13 protein-coding genes are annotated in these 14,974 nt (G+C 50.0%); 3 read left to right on the top strand and 10 right to left on the bottom strand.

Going from position 1 to position 14,974, the window contains the following annotated elements; translation table 11 throughout:
• Window positions 1-23: 23 nt before the first annotated feature.
• Window positions 24-1,235, top strand: a complete 1,212-nt coding sequence (locus B036_RS0119740) for a hypothetical protein (RefSeq protein ID WP_020570459.1) — start codon at window positions 24-26, stop codon at window positions 1,233-1,235.
• 93 nt (window positions 1,236-1,328) lie between these two features.
• Here the strand turns inward: B036_RS0119740 and B036_RS0119735 are convergent, their stop codons facing one another.
• The 3 genes from B036_RS0119735 to B036_RS0119725 all read right to left on the bottom strand — a co-directional run bounded on the left by B036_RS0119735 (window position 1,329) and on the right by B036_RS0119725 (window position 4,361).
• A complete protein-coding gene (locus B036_RS0119735) occupies window positions 1,329-1,541 on the bottom strand; it encodes a hypothetical protein (protein WP_020570458.1) in 213 nt (70 codons plus the stop codon).
• A gap of 71 nt (window positions 1,542-1,612) precedes the next feature.
• Window positions 1,613-2,929, bottom strand: coding sequence for a S41 family peptidase (locus tag B036_RS30220; RefSeq protein WP_020570457.1), 1,317 nt, complete (start codon window positions 2,927-2,929; stop codon window positions 1,613-1,615).
• A gap of 388 nt (window positions 2,930-3,317) precedes the next feature.
• On the bottom strand, window positions 3,318-4,361 hold the full coding sequence (locus tag B036_RS0119725) for a helix-turn-helix domain-containing protein (RefSeq protein WP_026232152.1): 1,044 nt from the start codon (window positions 4,359-4,361) through the stop codon (window positions 3,318-3,320).
• A gap of 638 nt (window positions 4,362-4,999) precedes the next feature.
• Here B036_RS0119725 and B036_RS0119720 point away from each other — a divergent pair.
• Window positions 5,000-6,439 carry a CHAP domain-containing protein gene (locus B036_RS0119720; RefSeq protein WP_020570455.1) on the top strand — a complete coding sequence of 480 codons (1,440 nt, stop codon included), beginning with the start codon at window positions 5,000-5,002 and terminating at the stop codon, window positions 6,437-6,439.
• A gap of 155 nt (window positions 6,440-6,594) precedes the next feature.
• Here the strand turns inward: B036_RS0119720 and B036_RS33690 are convergent, their stop codons facing one another.
• Both B036_RS33690 and B036_RS32385 read right to left on the bottom strand, forming a co-directional pair.
• Window positions 6,595-6,867, bottom strand: a complete 273-nt coding sequence (locus B036_RS33690) for a hypothetical protein (RefSeq protein ID WP_020570454.1) — start codon at window positions 6,865-6,867, stop codon at window positions 6,595-6,597.
• On the bottom strand, window positions 6,864-7,331 hold the full coding sequence (locus tag B036_RS32385) for a ribonuclease domain-containing protein (protein ID WP_157472243.1): 468 nt from the start codon (window positions 7,329-7,331) through the stop codon (window positions 6,864-6,866). Before B036_RS32385 ends, B036_RS33690 begins: the two co-directional genes overlap by 4 nt.
• Window positions 7,332-7,548: 217 nt before the next feature.
• Here B036_RS32385 and B036_RS0119705 point away from each other — a divergent pair, with 217 nt between their 5' ends.
• Complete coding sequence (locus B036_RS0119705; protein ID WP_020570452.1) at window positions 7,549-7,764, top strand: helix-turn-helix transcriptional regulator; 216 nt, start codon at window positions 7,549-7,551, stop codon at window positions 7,762-7,764.
• Between the two features lie 398 nt (window positions 7,765-8,162).
• Here the strand turns inward: B036_RS0119705 and B036_RS0119700 are convergent, their stop codons facing one another.
• From B036_RS0119700 to B036_RS0119680, 5 genes are all read right to left on the bottom strand, one after another.
• A complete protein-coding gene (locus B036_RS0119700; RefSeq protein ID WP_020570451.1) occupies window positions 8,163-8,609 on the bottom strand; it encodes a hypothetical protein in 447 nt (148 codons plus the stop codon).
• Window positions 8,610-8,614: 5 nt separating this feature from the next.
• The gene (locus B036_RS32380; protein WP_020570450.1) at window positions 8,615-9,178 is read right to left on the bottom strand and encodes a helix-turn-helix transcriptional regulator; all 564 of its coding nucleotides are present in this window, start codon (window positions 9,176-9,178) and stop codon (window positions 8,615-8,617) included.
• A gap of 9 nt (window positions 9,179-9,187) precedes the next feature.
• Entirely contained in the window at window positions 9,188-9,775 is a 588-nt protein-coding gene (locus B036_RS32375; protein ID WP_020570449.1) for a hypothetical protein, read from the bottom strand.
• An 89-nt stretch (window positions 9,776-9,864) separates the two neighbouring features.
• Window positions 9,865-13,428 (bottom strand): DEAD/DEAH box helicase family protein, encoded by a 3,564-nt coding sequence (locus tag B036_RS0119685; protein ID WP_020570448.1) that lies wholly within the window; start codon window positions 13,426-13,428, stop codon window positions 9,865-9,867.
• 152 nt (window positions 13,429-13,580) lie between these two features.
• A complete protein-coding gene (locus B036_RS0119680; protein WP_020570447.1) occupies window positions 13,581-14,960 on the bottom strand; it encodes a LamG domain-containing protein in 1,380 nt (459 codons plus the stop codon).
• Between the last annotated feature and the right edge of the window lie 14 nt (window positions 14,961-14,974).

The following is a 14,974-nucleotide window of genomic DNA, read 5'->3' as shown; positions in this document are numbered from 1 at the left end:
CTTATTCACCTAATAAAACCTCTATGACAATTTCACGCATTTCAATTTTCGTCTCCTTATTATTAACGACTGGCCTGTTAAGCGGGCAAGCGATAGACAATCTGGAACAAAAATTAGCGGCTTTCAATGCCGCCATGCCGCTCGAAGGCCAGCTCCCAGAAAACCTTTTACCCCTGGACCCTACCTCTCTGAAAGAGATGGAGGAAAATCGTTGGTCAGTTGACTACGACAAAACTTTAATGGGCCCAAAATCTAATTTACTGAAGGCCGAACCGGCAGTAGTCCTGTCCCTTCACCAGGTAACTCCCGAAAGGCTTGATCTTTACCATGGGAAATTTAAAATGGCCTCCGTTTTTACCGACAAGGATGGAAAGATCACCAAGATAGACCGGGGATCAACGTTCATCCCCGAGTTTGAAAACGGAAGAGTTACTAAGCTAACCAAGGTTGGTTTTTACCGAGGCAGTAAAGCAAAGAAAAAGGATTACATCTTCTACCGACCGATACATAATTTTTCCTACAATGAGCAGGGCCTCATCAGTAAAATTGAAACCCAAAAGGAATCGTACATCAGCCCAAAGTCGATCCGACCTACGCCTCCCACGAGCATATCGACGTCGAAAGTAGTTTACCGCGTACAGAAGTCACCAGCGACGATGGAGATCACGCAAGAGATAACAGCTTCCAAGAAAGGAAAAAAAGGAAAAGAGAAAAGAAGCTTTACGGACTCCTACACCATTGAAGGAAATACGCTTACCACCCACCTCAACGGGGACCGCATCACCGCCAAGACCTTCGACGACCGGGGAAATATGTTGCTAGAAGCATTCGACGATCCGAAAATTAAAAGGACAACGAAGAACACCTTCAATCAAAACAACCATATTATCTCGATCGACAAAGAGTCTGTTTGGAAGGTCGGCAAACAAACGGGCGTACTCAAGGAGTCGCACACTAGCTTTACCTACGACGCCTGGCAAAATCAGATAAAGAAAGAAGTCATTGAGAAAGCTGATGGTAAGCAGGTTACGCGCAGCGTAACAACGGCGGTATATGATGGTACTGAAACCCACGCTCCTCAAACAGTCCTATCGAACACTGGAAAAAACGATTATACCGTTCGTACCTACGATCAAAACGATACGCTCATCTATGAGCATAAAGATGGTAACTTCCGAAAGCGTGACGACACCGGAGAATGGTCTGCCTGGAAAAAATTTCGGGTGGTATATTAGACCGGGTAGCTCATCGAAGATAACTGAATGGCGAAAGTGGTGCTTCCAATGTATTTCAAACCAGTAAGTTATTTATACGGCGTCCCTTAGCACCTACTTACGCAGGTACCCGTCATACTTCGATAGCTTGTCATATGGGGTCAGTCCGCTGTCATCCCGCAAAATGGCGTAAGCCTGCCAGAGCACGAGTACCGACGAAGCGGTGGCCGTGAGGGCGATCATGGTTGGCGAGGGAAAAAAGCCGGTCAGTACTAACAACAGGACGGCTAGAAAGAGGATGGAACGGGAGATAATTTGCAATTTCATGGCGGTAAAAGTTGGTTAAAAACCTAACGGCTGAATTCGGAGAATGGTTCTGAATTTAACGAATGGCCTACCTACTCCCCTGTACTCCCAACCATTTCCAATACATAATCCAGTACGGTGTCCTTAGCGTCCAACAAATCACCTATACCCTGTACGACGTGGTGGTCGGGTAAGATACCTCGTCGCTTATCGAAGTTGGTCGCTGAGGAGATGTAAGTGTTCCGGCCCACGCAGTACTTAATTTTTGTATTGGGCAGTTCCAGCCATTTTTGCCCTCCGAAGGTAAGATGGTTCCCGTTGGCTTCCTGACCGATCAGCACTCCTAATCTGTTCTGTTTAAATATCGATAAGAAGTGGGGGGTGGTAGAACTACAATTCCCGTCCATAAGGACGAAGAGCTTACCGTCAAACGCATTCGCGTGAGGCTGGTAGACTTCGACGGCCTCGTCGTCAAATGCAGTTTTGGACCAGTACCTGAACGGTGAATCGAATAGGTATTTAAGTAAATGCATGGCCGCATAAGAGGGCCCTCCGTCATTCATCCTGACGTCAATGATGAGGTTTTCGATCCCCTTGCTTTCTATTTCGGCGAAGGACCGATCAATGAAGGCCTCATATTCGGGGAATTTATTCCCATAGTAAGCAAAGGAACGGATGGTCAGCAGAGCCGTTTGCTGGTCTTTCAGTATCTCCAGGCACAAGTTGTCCTGGCAAGCCGCCTGCGGGCTAATCCTGGGTTTGGGCCGGTATTCGCTGAGCGCTGCCAGATTTACGGGATCCAACTCCCCGGAAACAACCACACTGAACGTTTCCGGAAAATCCAACGCATAACTGACGTAATAAGGCAAATAGCTGCTCATCAGCAATCCTTTATACGTAGTGTTATCTCCCTGCGAGTTGATGTGCGCATAGATCCGATCCACCAAAGTGGTCACCTCTACCCCATTGATCGAAAAGATCTCCGCCCCTGGCCTGATTACCTCACGATTGACCAATGGATCCGTTACGTACAACCGGCCATCGATCACCTTCCCCTCCAGCGGAAACATCAGTTTCTTTGGCAGGATTTTGGCCTCCTGATTAAACCATCCCAACGACGTATGCCCACAATTAAGGCTGGCCACCAGCTCGCTGCACATCCAAATAAACTCCCTGAATGCTGTATCCTCATCGACGCTGTCCCTCAATTTCTGGTAACGTTCGTTAAAGTCCGCCTCCCCGGTAAACTCAAAGGGCGAGGGGTGGATGGAGACCAGTTTGGCCGCCAGGGAGTCCAGGTCCTCCAGGTACTGCATTTTGGGAAAGACGGCATAAAACCTCTCCTCCGGCTGTCCATTACAGTTGGAGATCAGTAGAAAGGTGGCGGCTAGTAGGAATGGCAATTTCATGCGGGATATCTTGGGTAAAAGGATTACTTAATGTTGGGGCAGTGCTCTTTCGACTACAATCTTACCGTCGATTTTGCCAGCCCGCAAGCAAAGCTGGTCCCTTCTTGTTCCGATTTATAGATCAGAACATTTCAGGCCTGGAGCTACAGTAAAATAAACTTACCCCCTCTACGGGTTACTCCAGGTGGTAGCCGCCCGCCCGTCGTTTTAGACCTCCCAGGTGCTCGCGGCTGCGCCAGCTCGACGCCTCGGAGGAGAAAACGCCGCTGGCGGAGCTATAATGATGGCCTGAGAGGTACTAGGTAAAGAGGCGTGTAGACGCTAGCCGTAAAGGGCGCCTACTAATAATTTTCATCTCATATGGCCAACAGTAGTATAAAGCCCGAACTCACCCGCCATCCGATTTTGCCCCTCTTGCCTGGTACCTTGCCGGGGTAGTTCCCGTACATTTCCTGAAGGCCCGGTAGAACGCCGACTTTGACCTGAACCCGGCATGGTTACCAAGCGCCTCAACGGTAAAAACCGAATCAGTTTCCAGCAACCGTTTGGCCTCTTCGACCCGGAAAGAATTTATGAAATCAGGATAATTAACCTTCAAGTCATCGTTGAGAAAACGAGACAAATCGTGGAGCGATAGGTCCATCTGTTCAGCGAGGTCGGGCAACTTCAGGTCCGGGTCCGCAAAAAGGCGGTGCTGGGTAATGCGGGTGATCAGAGCCTCCTCCAACTCCCCTCCCCTGGTGAATGTCGACGTTAGGTCTTGGGGAACAGCTCGTTGAAACAGGTCGAACCGCAGTTTCCTGTTGTTCAGGAGAAGGAAAAAACAACCATAAAACAGGGTTGAGTAGATGATTGACCCAACAACAAAGAACCGGAATGTGGTGAACGCAAATACCGCCCACAAAAGCAAAAGGTTTGTACTCAGCAACACCAGCCATTTATTAAGCACCGTAGTTCGCCGAAAATCAAAGATCACGGACCGGATGCGCCACAAGGAAGCCATTATGTAGACCAGGAGTTGGAGGTTGATCAGTGGCAGGATGATTTCCTTATTCGTCGCCACGTAGTGGCTAAAAGGGAAAACGACCAGTAGGAAGGCGATCACGCACATCCACACCAGACCGTGTAACCTGATGGCCCTGATGGCCCCGTCCCGTGCTTCCTGAACGGAGATGACGTAAGCGTAGAACAGCGGTCCGATCAGCAGGAAAAATGCCGGCCCGGACTGCAGGATGAAGATCGGCTCGACCGTGGAAAAGGAATACAACAGGGACTTTGCTACCCGCAGGCTAAAAACCAGCAGGAATAAGCTGAAAATAATCTTCGGTAAATTCTCCCGCTTCGCCGTCAGCAGATAATAGCCCCCAATGATAAAACTGTTAAAGACACCGATGGCTCCGAAGAAGAAGAGAAGTTGGTCAATGTAGTGCACGCTGGGAGTGGTTGGGGTTAAACGGTAAAATCGAAACGTTGGCAAATTGCCATAAAGTGCCAAACCATGCTGCCGGGCCTGGGAAAGCTTTACGGCTCAGGTGACCTGGCATAAAGCGGTAAAATTATCGTGGTTTGTATCCGCCACCGAAAACCATGACATTTTCTCCGTAAAACGTTCTGCTGACGGCACCAAATGGTCGGTACTGCCACCAGATCCCCAAGCAGCTTCCGAAGCATTTTCAGGCGAGGCCGCAGGTGCAGGGGAAAGTTATTGGAGCAATGAGGCGGCATGTACTTCCTCGTAGCGGGAGCGGAACGAGTGCGGGTGGTGGGGCGTTAAGGAATAACCTTCTAATAGGAGCATGAGATCCCCGCAGGATCAACGAATACGATGGGCTAAAGCTTACCGCTAAGCCGGTCGACCCTCCGGGTCCAGGTCAACTTTTTTAAAAAAATATTTACGCTTATGTATCGAACACTAATCTCTTGATTACGCTATACTAAGGCTAGTGTTTGTCTACACTCCCAAACCGCTCCGGCTGCGAGAATTACGCTCCTCTACCGCCCGGATACTGACTTTAATTTCTTTACCAATCACTTGCCAGTTCCCAGGAACCGGTCAAACCCTATATGTCAATGAAGAAGATTTTCCTCCTCGTGCTGGTAATAATGTCCAGCTTTTTCATGCTTGCTCAGACTAGCGGTTACCCTTATGGAAATGGCGGAACTTGCGGAACAAGTGCTGGCTCAGATCCTTGGCTTTTTTACAAAAAGCAGTGTACTTCCTTCGTCGCTTTCAAACTTAATCAAGCCTTTGACAATTCGCCCGGCGATGCCAACGATCCGTTCAGAAACGACATTACCGGAACAGGCGGCTCCGAAGACTGCAACTCCAACTCAGGTGCTTTACGCCATGCCTGCAGGTGGGCAATGAGAATGCAAAGCACGGGATATTTCGTGTCAAACGTCCCCACGCCGGGAGCTATCGCCCACTGGACCGCAGGCGACCCTGGCGCAAGTGCAACCTACGGGCACGTAGCGTTCGTAGAATCCGTTAATGCTGATGGTTCCGCATCAATCTCTGAGTATAACCGAACGGGTAATTGCACCTTCGGCACCAGGAACGTAAGTGCGCCCAGGTACATTCGCTACAATCGCTTCAGATTGGAAAGCTCCACGTTGAACCCTAACCCCATTGTTCAGGGCCAGGGGTTGACCGTCCAGGTGACGGTAAAAAACAATCATAACTCCTCCATTACTTCAAATTTCAGATGTGCCCTCTATTCCAGCGCAAACCAATTCCTTGGAGAAATCCAATTGAGAAACGGTGAAGTCTTTAGTGCGAACCAGACGAAGGTACTGACCTTCTCAAAGTCAACTATTAGTTCTGTGCCAGGAGCTTACAAAATCTGGATAGAGTCAAGAGCCTCCTCCAGCTCACCTTGGATTTTGTTACATAAGACCAGTAGCAGTAGTACCATCAGCGTCAATATCTCCGCTCCTGTAGCCACCTGCACCGTCCCAACCACCAGCCAGATCAGCCTATCGAACCTCACTAAAAACAGCGCGCGTGTTTCCCTCGCAGGTACGAACTACCGCATTGACCTGCAGTACCGCTTGCAAAATGGTACCTGGGTCGACGTAACGGATACGGCAGCCGCCTACTTCAACCTCACGGGCCTTCTGACTGGCCGGACTTACGAAGTAAGAATGCGCCGTCGCTGCGTCTCTACCAGTGCCTGGACGGCCTACTCTGCTTCCAAAACCTTTACCACCCCGGTGTCCTTCACTGGAGATAATGCCCCAGTGGGCAAAGCTGCGAACACCCAGGCCACTGCCTTCCCTAATCCTTCTCAGGGAGTCTTCACCGTGATGCTGCCAGGTGATTCGAACGCTCCGGTTACGGTTCGGCTGCTGGATGCCATAGGAAAAGAAGTACACCGGCAGCAGGCAGCGCCAAACACCACGCAACTCACCTTCGTGAAAAGCGGCCTGCCTGTGGGCACCTACACCCTGCAAATAACCAATGCGGCAGGTAAAACGAGCACTTCCCTGAAGCATATTATTAGTGACTAAATCAACACCCTGCAGGCCATTCTGTGATTTAATGGGTTAATTGCAGCAATCGCCCTTCTACAGCCGCTACCCGGCCAACCAAATGGCGGACATCAGTTTTGGTGTCCGCCATCTTTATTTGGGCTGAAACGAATATGATGGGCTAAAGCCCACCGCTACGCGGGGCGCCCCTCCGGATCTGGGTCAGTCGTTGAATCCTCCAGCAAGTAATCGTCCAACAGGACCATGATCCCCGCCCGTTCGGTGCGGGTGGCGTCTTTTAATAAGACCTCGAACAAGCGGCGGATGTCTAATTTATCGGTGCCGGCGGCGGCGCGGGCGTCGGCCAGGCATTCGTCGGCGCTGTCTAAATTGCCGGCGGTGTAGTCGGCGTATTTGGCGAAGTCGTAGGCTTCGGCCAGGGCGGTTAAGAATTCGGTCTTGGTCATGGGAGGAGGATTTGGGTGAATGTAGTGTAATGATCGGAGGTATAGTAAAAGTTGCGGCGGGTGGCGTCGACGACGATGCGTTCGGCGCCTCGGGGGACGCCCGCCAGGTTGGGCAAGACGTCGTATTCGCGGTACACCGCTCTTTTTGGAAGCACTCCTTCGAGGTTGCGAAAGGTACGGCCGCCCCGGAAACCAGCGAGGGGATTCCAGCTTTTGATGGTCCGCAGGTGCTGCACCACGCGCTGTACGTGGGGCGGGCTTTGCGCGAGGGCCAGGACGGGGAGGGCCGGGTCGATGTTTCCCCGTGGAGGCTTCGGGATGGGGACCGTTGTTTTCACCGCCGGGAGTTGGGTGATTTGGGCGGGGGCGCAGGTGCGGAGGGAGGTGAATAGGAGCAGGGTTAGTAGGCATAGGATTAGTGCTCCGGGCAGCTGGTGGCTGCTGGGTTTTGGTAGGGTTAGCATGTGGGCGTGTGGGTGATGGTCCGCACTGGCCATGGGTATGACCGGCCGCTTTGGGGCAGCTGATTTGGTGGAACCGGGTGGAAAGAAATGATTACGTTACGATAGCAAATATAGCGTTTGAACGTTTAACGTACAAATAATTGAACGTTTAAAGTTCATTTTAATTCCATTTATCGTTTTACTTGGATATGCGCCGCCAGTGGCTTTCATTGGAAACATGCAACGTTACAACCGTATCAAGGAGGTCTTGGATGAGAAAGGCATCAAATACAAATGGCTAGCTGAAAAGCTGGACACATCACCACAGACGGTCTCGCGCTGGTGCCTGAACCGTATGCAACCTCGGGTGGAGATGTTGTATCGGATTGCGGGGGTTTTGGGGGTTGGGGTTTGTGCGTTGTTGGTGGAGGAGGGGGAAGACCATTCCGGCTGACCGCCGAAGGTAGACGCGAAGCGCACCCGGAGGTACACGTGTACCCTTGGCTTTAGCCGAGTGGGTCTTAGGGTTGGGCCGAGCTGCTGGGCCAGGTAAAACTTAGCGGGAAAATCAAACGACTTGAGAATTCGTGGCTTTCGGAGAATTCAATCATTGCGATTAAATTAACTGTCGTTAATTTAACCTAAAACAATTTAACTGATCCTCCTTCAATGCTGGTTGACGTAATGGGTGTTGACTAAAATTTGATGCTTGTCGGCTTTGGGTAACTATGGTATTCCTTCTAAGGATTTACATCTACTAACAGCGACATATACCTGCCCGTGAGCAAAAGCCCCCGTGCCAACATCAACGGTTATTTTATTAAATGTTTCCCCCATACTTTTGTCATCAATTTACTCTTCCTCCGCAAAAGCAATTCCTATGTCTTCCGTCACCGTTTGAGTAAGGTCAACGGTAGGCAAAACCAGCTGACTGTAATCTGGATCACCCTCTAGTTTAGCGCTGAGAAACCCGCGCGCAGTTCCTACCCCAATTACCCCAAGATGGCGAGCAAAACCAACGGGAAGAATTAAATCACCATCCTCATTAATCATCCTTTCCCACGCATTAGGAGCAATGGCGAAAGTCAGTGCCAGTTCAAGCGTAATAAATGCCTCGCCTTCAACTTCAAAAATTATCCGTGGAACAGCTTTTACCCTTTGCAGCCCAGGAGCGGCTCCAAATCCAAGTTGGACGGACAGTTTATACTCAGATTCAGCGATGTCAACGCCAGCATCTAGGTTAAACGTAAGCCGTTTAATGTCTAGCAAGTGAAAGCCTATCCGTAAATCTTCACTCATAATAATTAGGCGTTTGCAATAACTTCGGGAATCTTGTTTACATCGTCAGCAGTAACGTACCGGGGGTTCCCAGGAACAAGCTTTTGGTAACTGAGTTGCCTCATCTCTGGCAACTGAAACTTTGATGATGAAAAGAATTGAGGATTGACAGCATCAGAATACCCTTTAGGAAACTTATTGAGAAGGGCAGCCTGCGTGAAAACCACCTCTTTCCCGAAGGCCACCTTAGTTTCAACAACAGGCTGTTTCGTTTCAACAAAGCTTTCCTCTGCTACCCGAATCAGGTCAGTATCCATAGCACGCTGGATCTTTAACATGGTGCTCAAACGCAAATCCTGCTTACCCTTCAGTACCCGACCGAGGTACTGAGGTTTACAGCCAATCTGCTCAGCAAAAGCCTTTTGCGTCAGGTCGTTATCCGCAATGTATTCCAGAATCTTCGCCGCAATCCGAAAACGGTAGCGTTGCTCCTCACGGTCAGCGTTAAGCATTCCGTTCTTGAATTCTTCCCAACCAGCCATAGGTTTGGCTTCTTGCTGAAGGAATTGGCGCAGTTTATCGTTCTTCATAAGATTGCATTAAATAATCATCTCGTAGACTTCGTAGAACTTATCCTTGTCTACGACTTCTCTAAAATATTTTGCCACTGCTCTAGCTTTCTTTAATTCCTTGTCTGTCTGGGGAGGATCGTGGGGGTTGTCACCTTGTAATGAAGCAGTAAGTTTAATGGCCCCTCCGGTGATAAAGAACAGACCGTCATCCGTGCGTACCGCAAAAAGACGCAGCCAAGAGCGTTTTATTTTTTGTTCGACGTAGTCACTAAAGCGGGGGGAATCATCTACGTTGGTGAAAAGCTGACTCAGGGGTGAAAAGTTGCCTGCCTCGGCATCCGATAGGGCAGCGATCAACTTCTTAAAGAGCTTGTGGCTCTCGTCAAGCGTTCGCTCCATAGCTCGTAGCGAAGTCATCCCTTTTCCATAATAAGCCTCTAAGTTGGTTTTGTTGGCTCGGAAGAAGCGGGAGAGATATTCTCCATCCTGCCACTGACGGAAAACTTTGTACAACTCGTTATCATTGCTGTTCGCATAACTTTCTTCTTTGAACCTAAGGGTATACACCGATTGGCCTGACCCTGGAACAGCAAATATAGTCTCGATGTTGTACATTCTAAACTTTTAGGTTTACTTTTTGACATTTGCCTGAAAGATAGTTGCTTTAAAAACAATCCATGTTTCATCCAATATTTTCTAACTTTTCACCCTACCTCCCCATTAACCCGCCGAACCACCGCCACCAGCCGCTGCGCCTGCGCATCATCAAACACCCCCAGGATACCATTATCATGTAAATCCGTGAATGGAGCCTCAAACAACATTCCGGGGTCGATGATGCCGTTTTTCGTCAGGTAGCTGATGATGTTCTCCAGAAAAGTCATCTGATCAGCAGAGAAGGTACCGGAGTGGAGAAATTCAGCAAAAGCAGCGCGGGCGGCCGACTCTTCCATCCCCAACAGGCGGCGGACAAAAACCGTCAATGGCTTATCCGGAAACGCGGTGGAAAATTCTTCCCGGCTGTTCAGTGGGCCCTGCTGAAACAAGAGGTCGTTGAGCGCATCCATCTCCGCCGGGGTGATGGGTTCGTTATTTCGGAGCTTACGGATGGTGACGTGTTGGCGGTGTTCCCGCAAATAAGCCTCTACCCTACGGCGATAGATATCACTTCCGCCGCCAGGCAGTGGTTCTCCGATTGTCCCCGCCAACTCCCCGTCCGTAAAATTCGTATAGATTGGTTTCTGGCCGTCTGAAGAAAGGTAAATCAGCAGGTTCCTGATCTCCGTACGGATGTGATCCAGATCGTCCGAGGTTTTGTCCGGATAAAATTCCGGGTTTTGCATTTCATGAATCAAATCAGCTTTGGCCAATACTTCCGGCACGCCGAATTTCTTGCTCAGGCCGGTCGCGATCTGGATCAATTTACTCTGTAGTTGTTCCTGTTTTGACCCGCCGCCCTGCAAGCCCAAAATTTGTAGTTGCAGCATCAATAAATCGAACCGGCGGGCAGACTCTTCGTCCGCCGAAGGAAGTACCAATGGGGCAATCTCCCGGTTCAATTCTCCAATGTGGTCGTTGTTCAGCTGGTCCCACTTTTTACGGTCGGCGTAGGCATCCAGGTAACGACGGGCATTACGGACCCGGAAACGACGTTGTTGCTCCTCCGTACGTAGTTCCGACAATTGCCCGTGCAGAAAATCCAGCAGGCGGCGACCGTAGCCGGCATTTTCAACATCGCCGGTTTGAAACAGCAGCTGGCTTAGTTGTAAGCGGGCAACGAAAATCTTAGCGGAGAGCGGCAACTGGCTACCTGCGTCCCTGCCATTTTGGTTCACCGCAAAAAACTCGAAATTCTGACAAACGTCGAAGATCAGAAATTGCTCTTTCGGTTGCTCTGGCCCGAATACATCCGGACAGGTACGGGTGCCCCGGCCGATCATCTGCCAGAATTTGGCGAAGGACCGGACCACCTTAAAGAATACCAGGTTCAGTACCCGTGGGGCATCAATCCCGGTGTCCATCATGTCCACAGAAATAGCGATCTGGGGTAATTTCTCCTCGAACTTATTGCAAAAGCTCTTGATCAGCGTATCAGCGTGGGATATATCGTTGTAGATCTTGGCAATAGCGCCCGAGGGCAGTTCCGGGTAGCGAGCAATGAAGCATTCTGTAATGAAATCAGCGTGCTTTTTATTCACGGCAAAAATGATGGTTCGCCCGATTTTATCGCCGCCTTCGATCTTCAGGCCCTGTGCCATCAGGGTGTCAAGCACCTTGTTGACCGTGTCTTTGTTAAACAGCCATTTATTCATCGAGGAGGCCGCAATTTCCTCGGGCAGTTCGCCGCTGACGTTGTCCCGAAACTCTTCTTCGTAAGCCGCTTTCTCCCGTTCGTTTAGTTCGGCGTACTTGATGCCTTCACGGATGAATTTGGTGGAGACGTCAATGTTTTGGTAGCTGACCAGGTGACCGACCGCAACGGCCTCATCAAGTGGATACTCGAAGGTAGGGTCGTCATCAGCGCAGCCGAAATGTTCGTAGGTATTGCGGTCGATGGCGCTGCGAGGGGTAGCGGTAAGACCTAGTACCATGGCATCAAAGTAATCGAAGATAGCCTGGTATCGATTATAGACACTCCGGTGGGCCTCGTCAACTATGATGAGATCGAAGTGACCAATGCCGAAGTAGGGCCCGGTGCCTTTACCCTCCCCTGCACCTGCGGCCGCGCCCCGATAAGAAGCCTCGATCCGGTTCAACATCGTGGGGTAGGTACTAAAGACCAGCCTCGTCTTATCGTTCTCCTTTTCGGTCGTCAGGTTGATGGCCGAAACCTCTGGAAGGTGTTCGTTGAAACTGTCCTTTGCCTGGGTGACCAGCGCATTGCGATCTGCCAGGAAAAGAATACGGCGTGCCCAGCCATGGTTCAGCAATATGTCGGTCAGGGCCGCCGCTGTCCGGGTTTTGCCCGAACCAGTCGCCATCACTAGCAGCGCGGTACGGCGACTGCCCCGTAGTTTCGCATAGGTATTTATGGTCGGCCCGTCATTGAGCACGGGAGCTTCAGCAGTAGGCGCGGCCGCAGGTGCAGGGGAAGGTTTCGCGAGCAGGGCTTCCGTCACCCGTTGAATCGCTAACTGCTGGTAACTCCTGCCGGCAATGTCCGCTTTAGGGCTAACCTTCCGGATGTCTTGCCGCAATCCTCGTTGCTGGATACGCCAGACCAGCGTGTCCTTGGTCAGGAAGCCCGACACCTGACGCGGAGCGCTGTAAAACGCATCGTCGAGCAGATAAATATCGTAGCCGTTCGTGTAGAAAATAACGGGCCGCCGGCCGTAAGTTTGCTCCAGGGCATTAGCGTAAAGCCAAGCCTGGTGGCGTCCTTTTTCCGGGTCGGCACTGGTGCGTTTTGCCTCTACCAGCGCGAGCGGTTGGCCGTCGTCTCCCCACAAAACGTAATCCACAAAGCCCCGCCCGTTCTTGCTTTGCCGGGACACCGGCATCCCCGTCACTTCAAATTCAAGCTCCCGTCCATTGCGCAGCAAGTGCCAGCCAGCCTCCGCCAAACTGGCGTCGATGAGGTGCTTGCGGGTTTCGGCTTCGCTGAATTCGGAGGCGACTTCCACCGTGCGGCTTGCCTTGCGCTCCGCCACCTCTGCTTGCTGGGCCAGTATCTGTGCCTGCAGCCGGGCACGGGCTTCCTTACTGTGTTGGGCTTCCGCCGCCAGTGCATCCCGCTCTTCCTGCAATTTCTTAAAATCCGCCTCTAGTTTCAGTCCCGCCGCAATGGCTTCCTCTAATTGGGCGCGCGCTGTTGCCTGGGCGACCTTTGCCGATGCATCTCCCTCTTCCAGGGGAATGAACCCGCCGTCAAATCCTCCCGGCAACTCCGGCTCCGCCTCACTGTATTTGCCCGCAAACCATTTCAGGAAAGAAAACAGGTAGTGCAAACTCGTAATCGCCTCCTGATCACTCACTCTATTGCCATAGTGCGCAGCCTGGTTGCCGTTTTTCCGGACGATGTGCAGGCCCTTCAGCAGAGTAGTTGGCACCAGCCGGACAAATTCCGGCTCCGTCATCAGGTTATTAAGCGCGGTATTATATGGCGTGTCCAGGTACTCCAAGTCGTATAGCTGGTAAACCGCTTCCTCCATGGCCAGCCGGGCGTAGGTCAATGACGAAACCGGCTCGGTACGAGCGCGGGTTTCGGAGCGGCGAGCTTTATTATAAAGGGTGGGCCACTCGGGGGTTAGGAAGGTGAAGTTGGACAAGGCTGAGGTAGCTAAAGTTACATATGATAAGATAGGAAAAAGAGTAAAATAACCAAGGTTTCTTCACTCTGAAAGATTCTGGTAATTAACCCGACAAAGTCAAATTCACCCCACTACCTGCACAGGTAAAGGTTAGCAGGCAATTATTCAACCTATGAACCACTATTAAATATTTCACGTGCTTCTTCTTCTGATATCGGCCGATTGTACAAGCGAATATTATCAATACTACCTGTAAATGAAGTACCGGAACCATCTCCTCCAATTATAAGCTTATGATCTGACAGGAAATTTATTTCGCTATTAGGCGATTGGCCCTCAAAGGCTCCATCTACATATAGTGTCATTGGGATGTTGGGCGCAGAGGTATTTATACTGAAACAAGTAATAGTGAAGTGATGCCATTCACCATCATTATACACCTCCGCGTTAGGTGGGCAAGTAAAACAATATTCCGTATTCCCAGCAAAAACTTCTCCATTGTTAAAACTGACTAAGTGCGTTCCTGCAAATAGATTCGGTCCTTGAATAATCATCGGGCTATAAACTGCTGCAGTACTCTTTGCCCAAAAAGAGAGCGAAAAACCATTAACATTATCGAATAAGGAGCAGGAAATTTCTAAAACAGACCTATTGCCAGAAGTATTGTCAAAGGACAATGAACGACCAGAGGCTATACTTACGTCTTCTCCGAAAGTAGGAGTTCCTGAAAAAGTTCCGTTCAGTCTGCTGACTGCATCAAGCGAGCCATCTCCATCGTCAAACCTGTAATAAGACGCCAGTCCATCTGGCACTATGGCTTCTTCTTGTTTTTCAGGATAACGCGAACGGCTCTGAAGGTAAAGGTCTCTAATTTCAGCCTCGTTAAGTTTAGTATCAAATATTTTCAGTCCGTCGAAATCTCCGGTAAAGCGGTCCATCAGTTTAAGTACCGGTCCCTGTTCGAATTTCAATAGACCGGCACTGGAAGAAGTTATTAAATCTCCATTGATGTAGATTAAGGAGCCCGAACTAGGTACCTCAACATTCACAGAAGCGGAAGTAACTGTCAGCATGGCCCATTCTCCATTAAACAATAATCCCATTAATGGAGCACTATCATTCAAGGAATTTACGCCCACTGAGATCCGGTCGTTAGTTATAATGATTCGCGCAGAATCCGCACCATTAACTGTTTGAGACAAAATACGTTCAAAATTATTTGAATACGTTCGCATCCAACAAGTAAACGTAAATGAATCAATAGAGGAAAGCTCTACCTCTGGCACTATTATACTCCCCTCTCCCTTTCCTGTCAGGAAACTATTCCCTGTAACAGGGTCTTCACTAACTGTATAATCAGTTACCACCCCTAAAGGAGTAATTGAATTATTATCTCCGGCAGAAATACCTTCAAAATCTTCAAAAGACAAAATTTGGCGATCAATCCGGACAGGTTCTGAAATAGACTCAATTTCCTCAAATGAACTAAATGGGTCTGTAAGGCAACCAGAAAGCAGGATAAGGGAGATCAGGATTATAAAGTTACGCATAATTGAGGGATTAA

It is taken from the genome of Neolewinella persica DSM 23188 (assembly GCF_000373105.1).
Taxonomy (GTDB): domain Bacteria; phylum Bacteroidota; class Bacteroidia; order Chitinophagales; family Saprospiraceae; genus Neolewinella; species Neolewinella persica.
The sequence above is the reverse complement of the archived record's forward strand: the minus strand, read 5'-3'. Positions and strand labels throughout refer to the sequence as shown.

Excerpts from the sequence above, each read along its gene's own strand:
- B036_RS0119740 (WP_020570459.1), top strand. The coding sequence starts at position 24 with ATGACAATTTCACGCATTTCAATTTTCGTCTCCTTATTATTAACGACT.
- B036_RS0119735 (WP_020570458.1), bottom strand. The coding sequence starts at position 1,541 with ATGAAATTGCAAATTATCTCCCGTTCCATCCTCTTTCTAGCCGTCCTG.
- B036_RS30220 (WP_020570457.1), bottom strand. The coding sequence starts at position 2,929 with ATGAAATTGCCATTCCTACTAGCCGCCACCTTTCTACTGATCTCCAAC.
- B036_RS0119720 (WP_020570455.1), top strand. The coding sequence starts at position 5,000 with ATGAAGAAGATTTTCCTCCTCGTGCTGGTAATAATGTCCAGCTTTTTC.
- B036_RS33690 (WP_020570454.1), bottom strand. The coding sequence starts at position 6,867 with ATGACCAAGACCGAATTCTTAACCGCCCTGGCCGAAGCCTACGACTTC.
- B036_RS32385 (WP_157472243.1), bottom strand. The coding sequence starts at position 7,331 with ATGCTAACCCTACCAAAACCCAGCAGCCACCAGCTGCCCGGAGCACTA.
- B036_RS0119705 (WP_020570452.1), top strand. The coding sequence starts at position 7,549 with ATGCAACGTTACAACCGTATCAAGGAGGTCTTGGATGAGAAAGGCATC.
- B036_RS0119700 (WP_020570451.1), bottom strand. The coding sequence starts at position 8,609 with ATGAGTGAAGATTTACGGATAGGCTTTCACTTGCTAGACATTAAACGG.
- B036_RS32380 (WP_020570450.1), bottom strand. The coding sequence starts at position 9,178 with ATGAAGAACGATAAACTGCGCCAATTCCTTCAGCAAGAAGCCAAACCT.
- B036_RS32375 (WP_020570449.1), bottom strand. The coding sequence starts at position 9,775 with ATGTACAACATCGAGACTATATTTGCTGTTCCAGGGTCAGGCCAATCG.
- B036_RS0119680 (WP_020570447.1), bottom strand. The coding sequence starts at position 14,960 with ATGCGTAACTTTATAATCCTGATCTCCCTTATCCTGCTTTCTGGTTGC.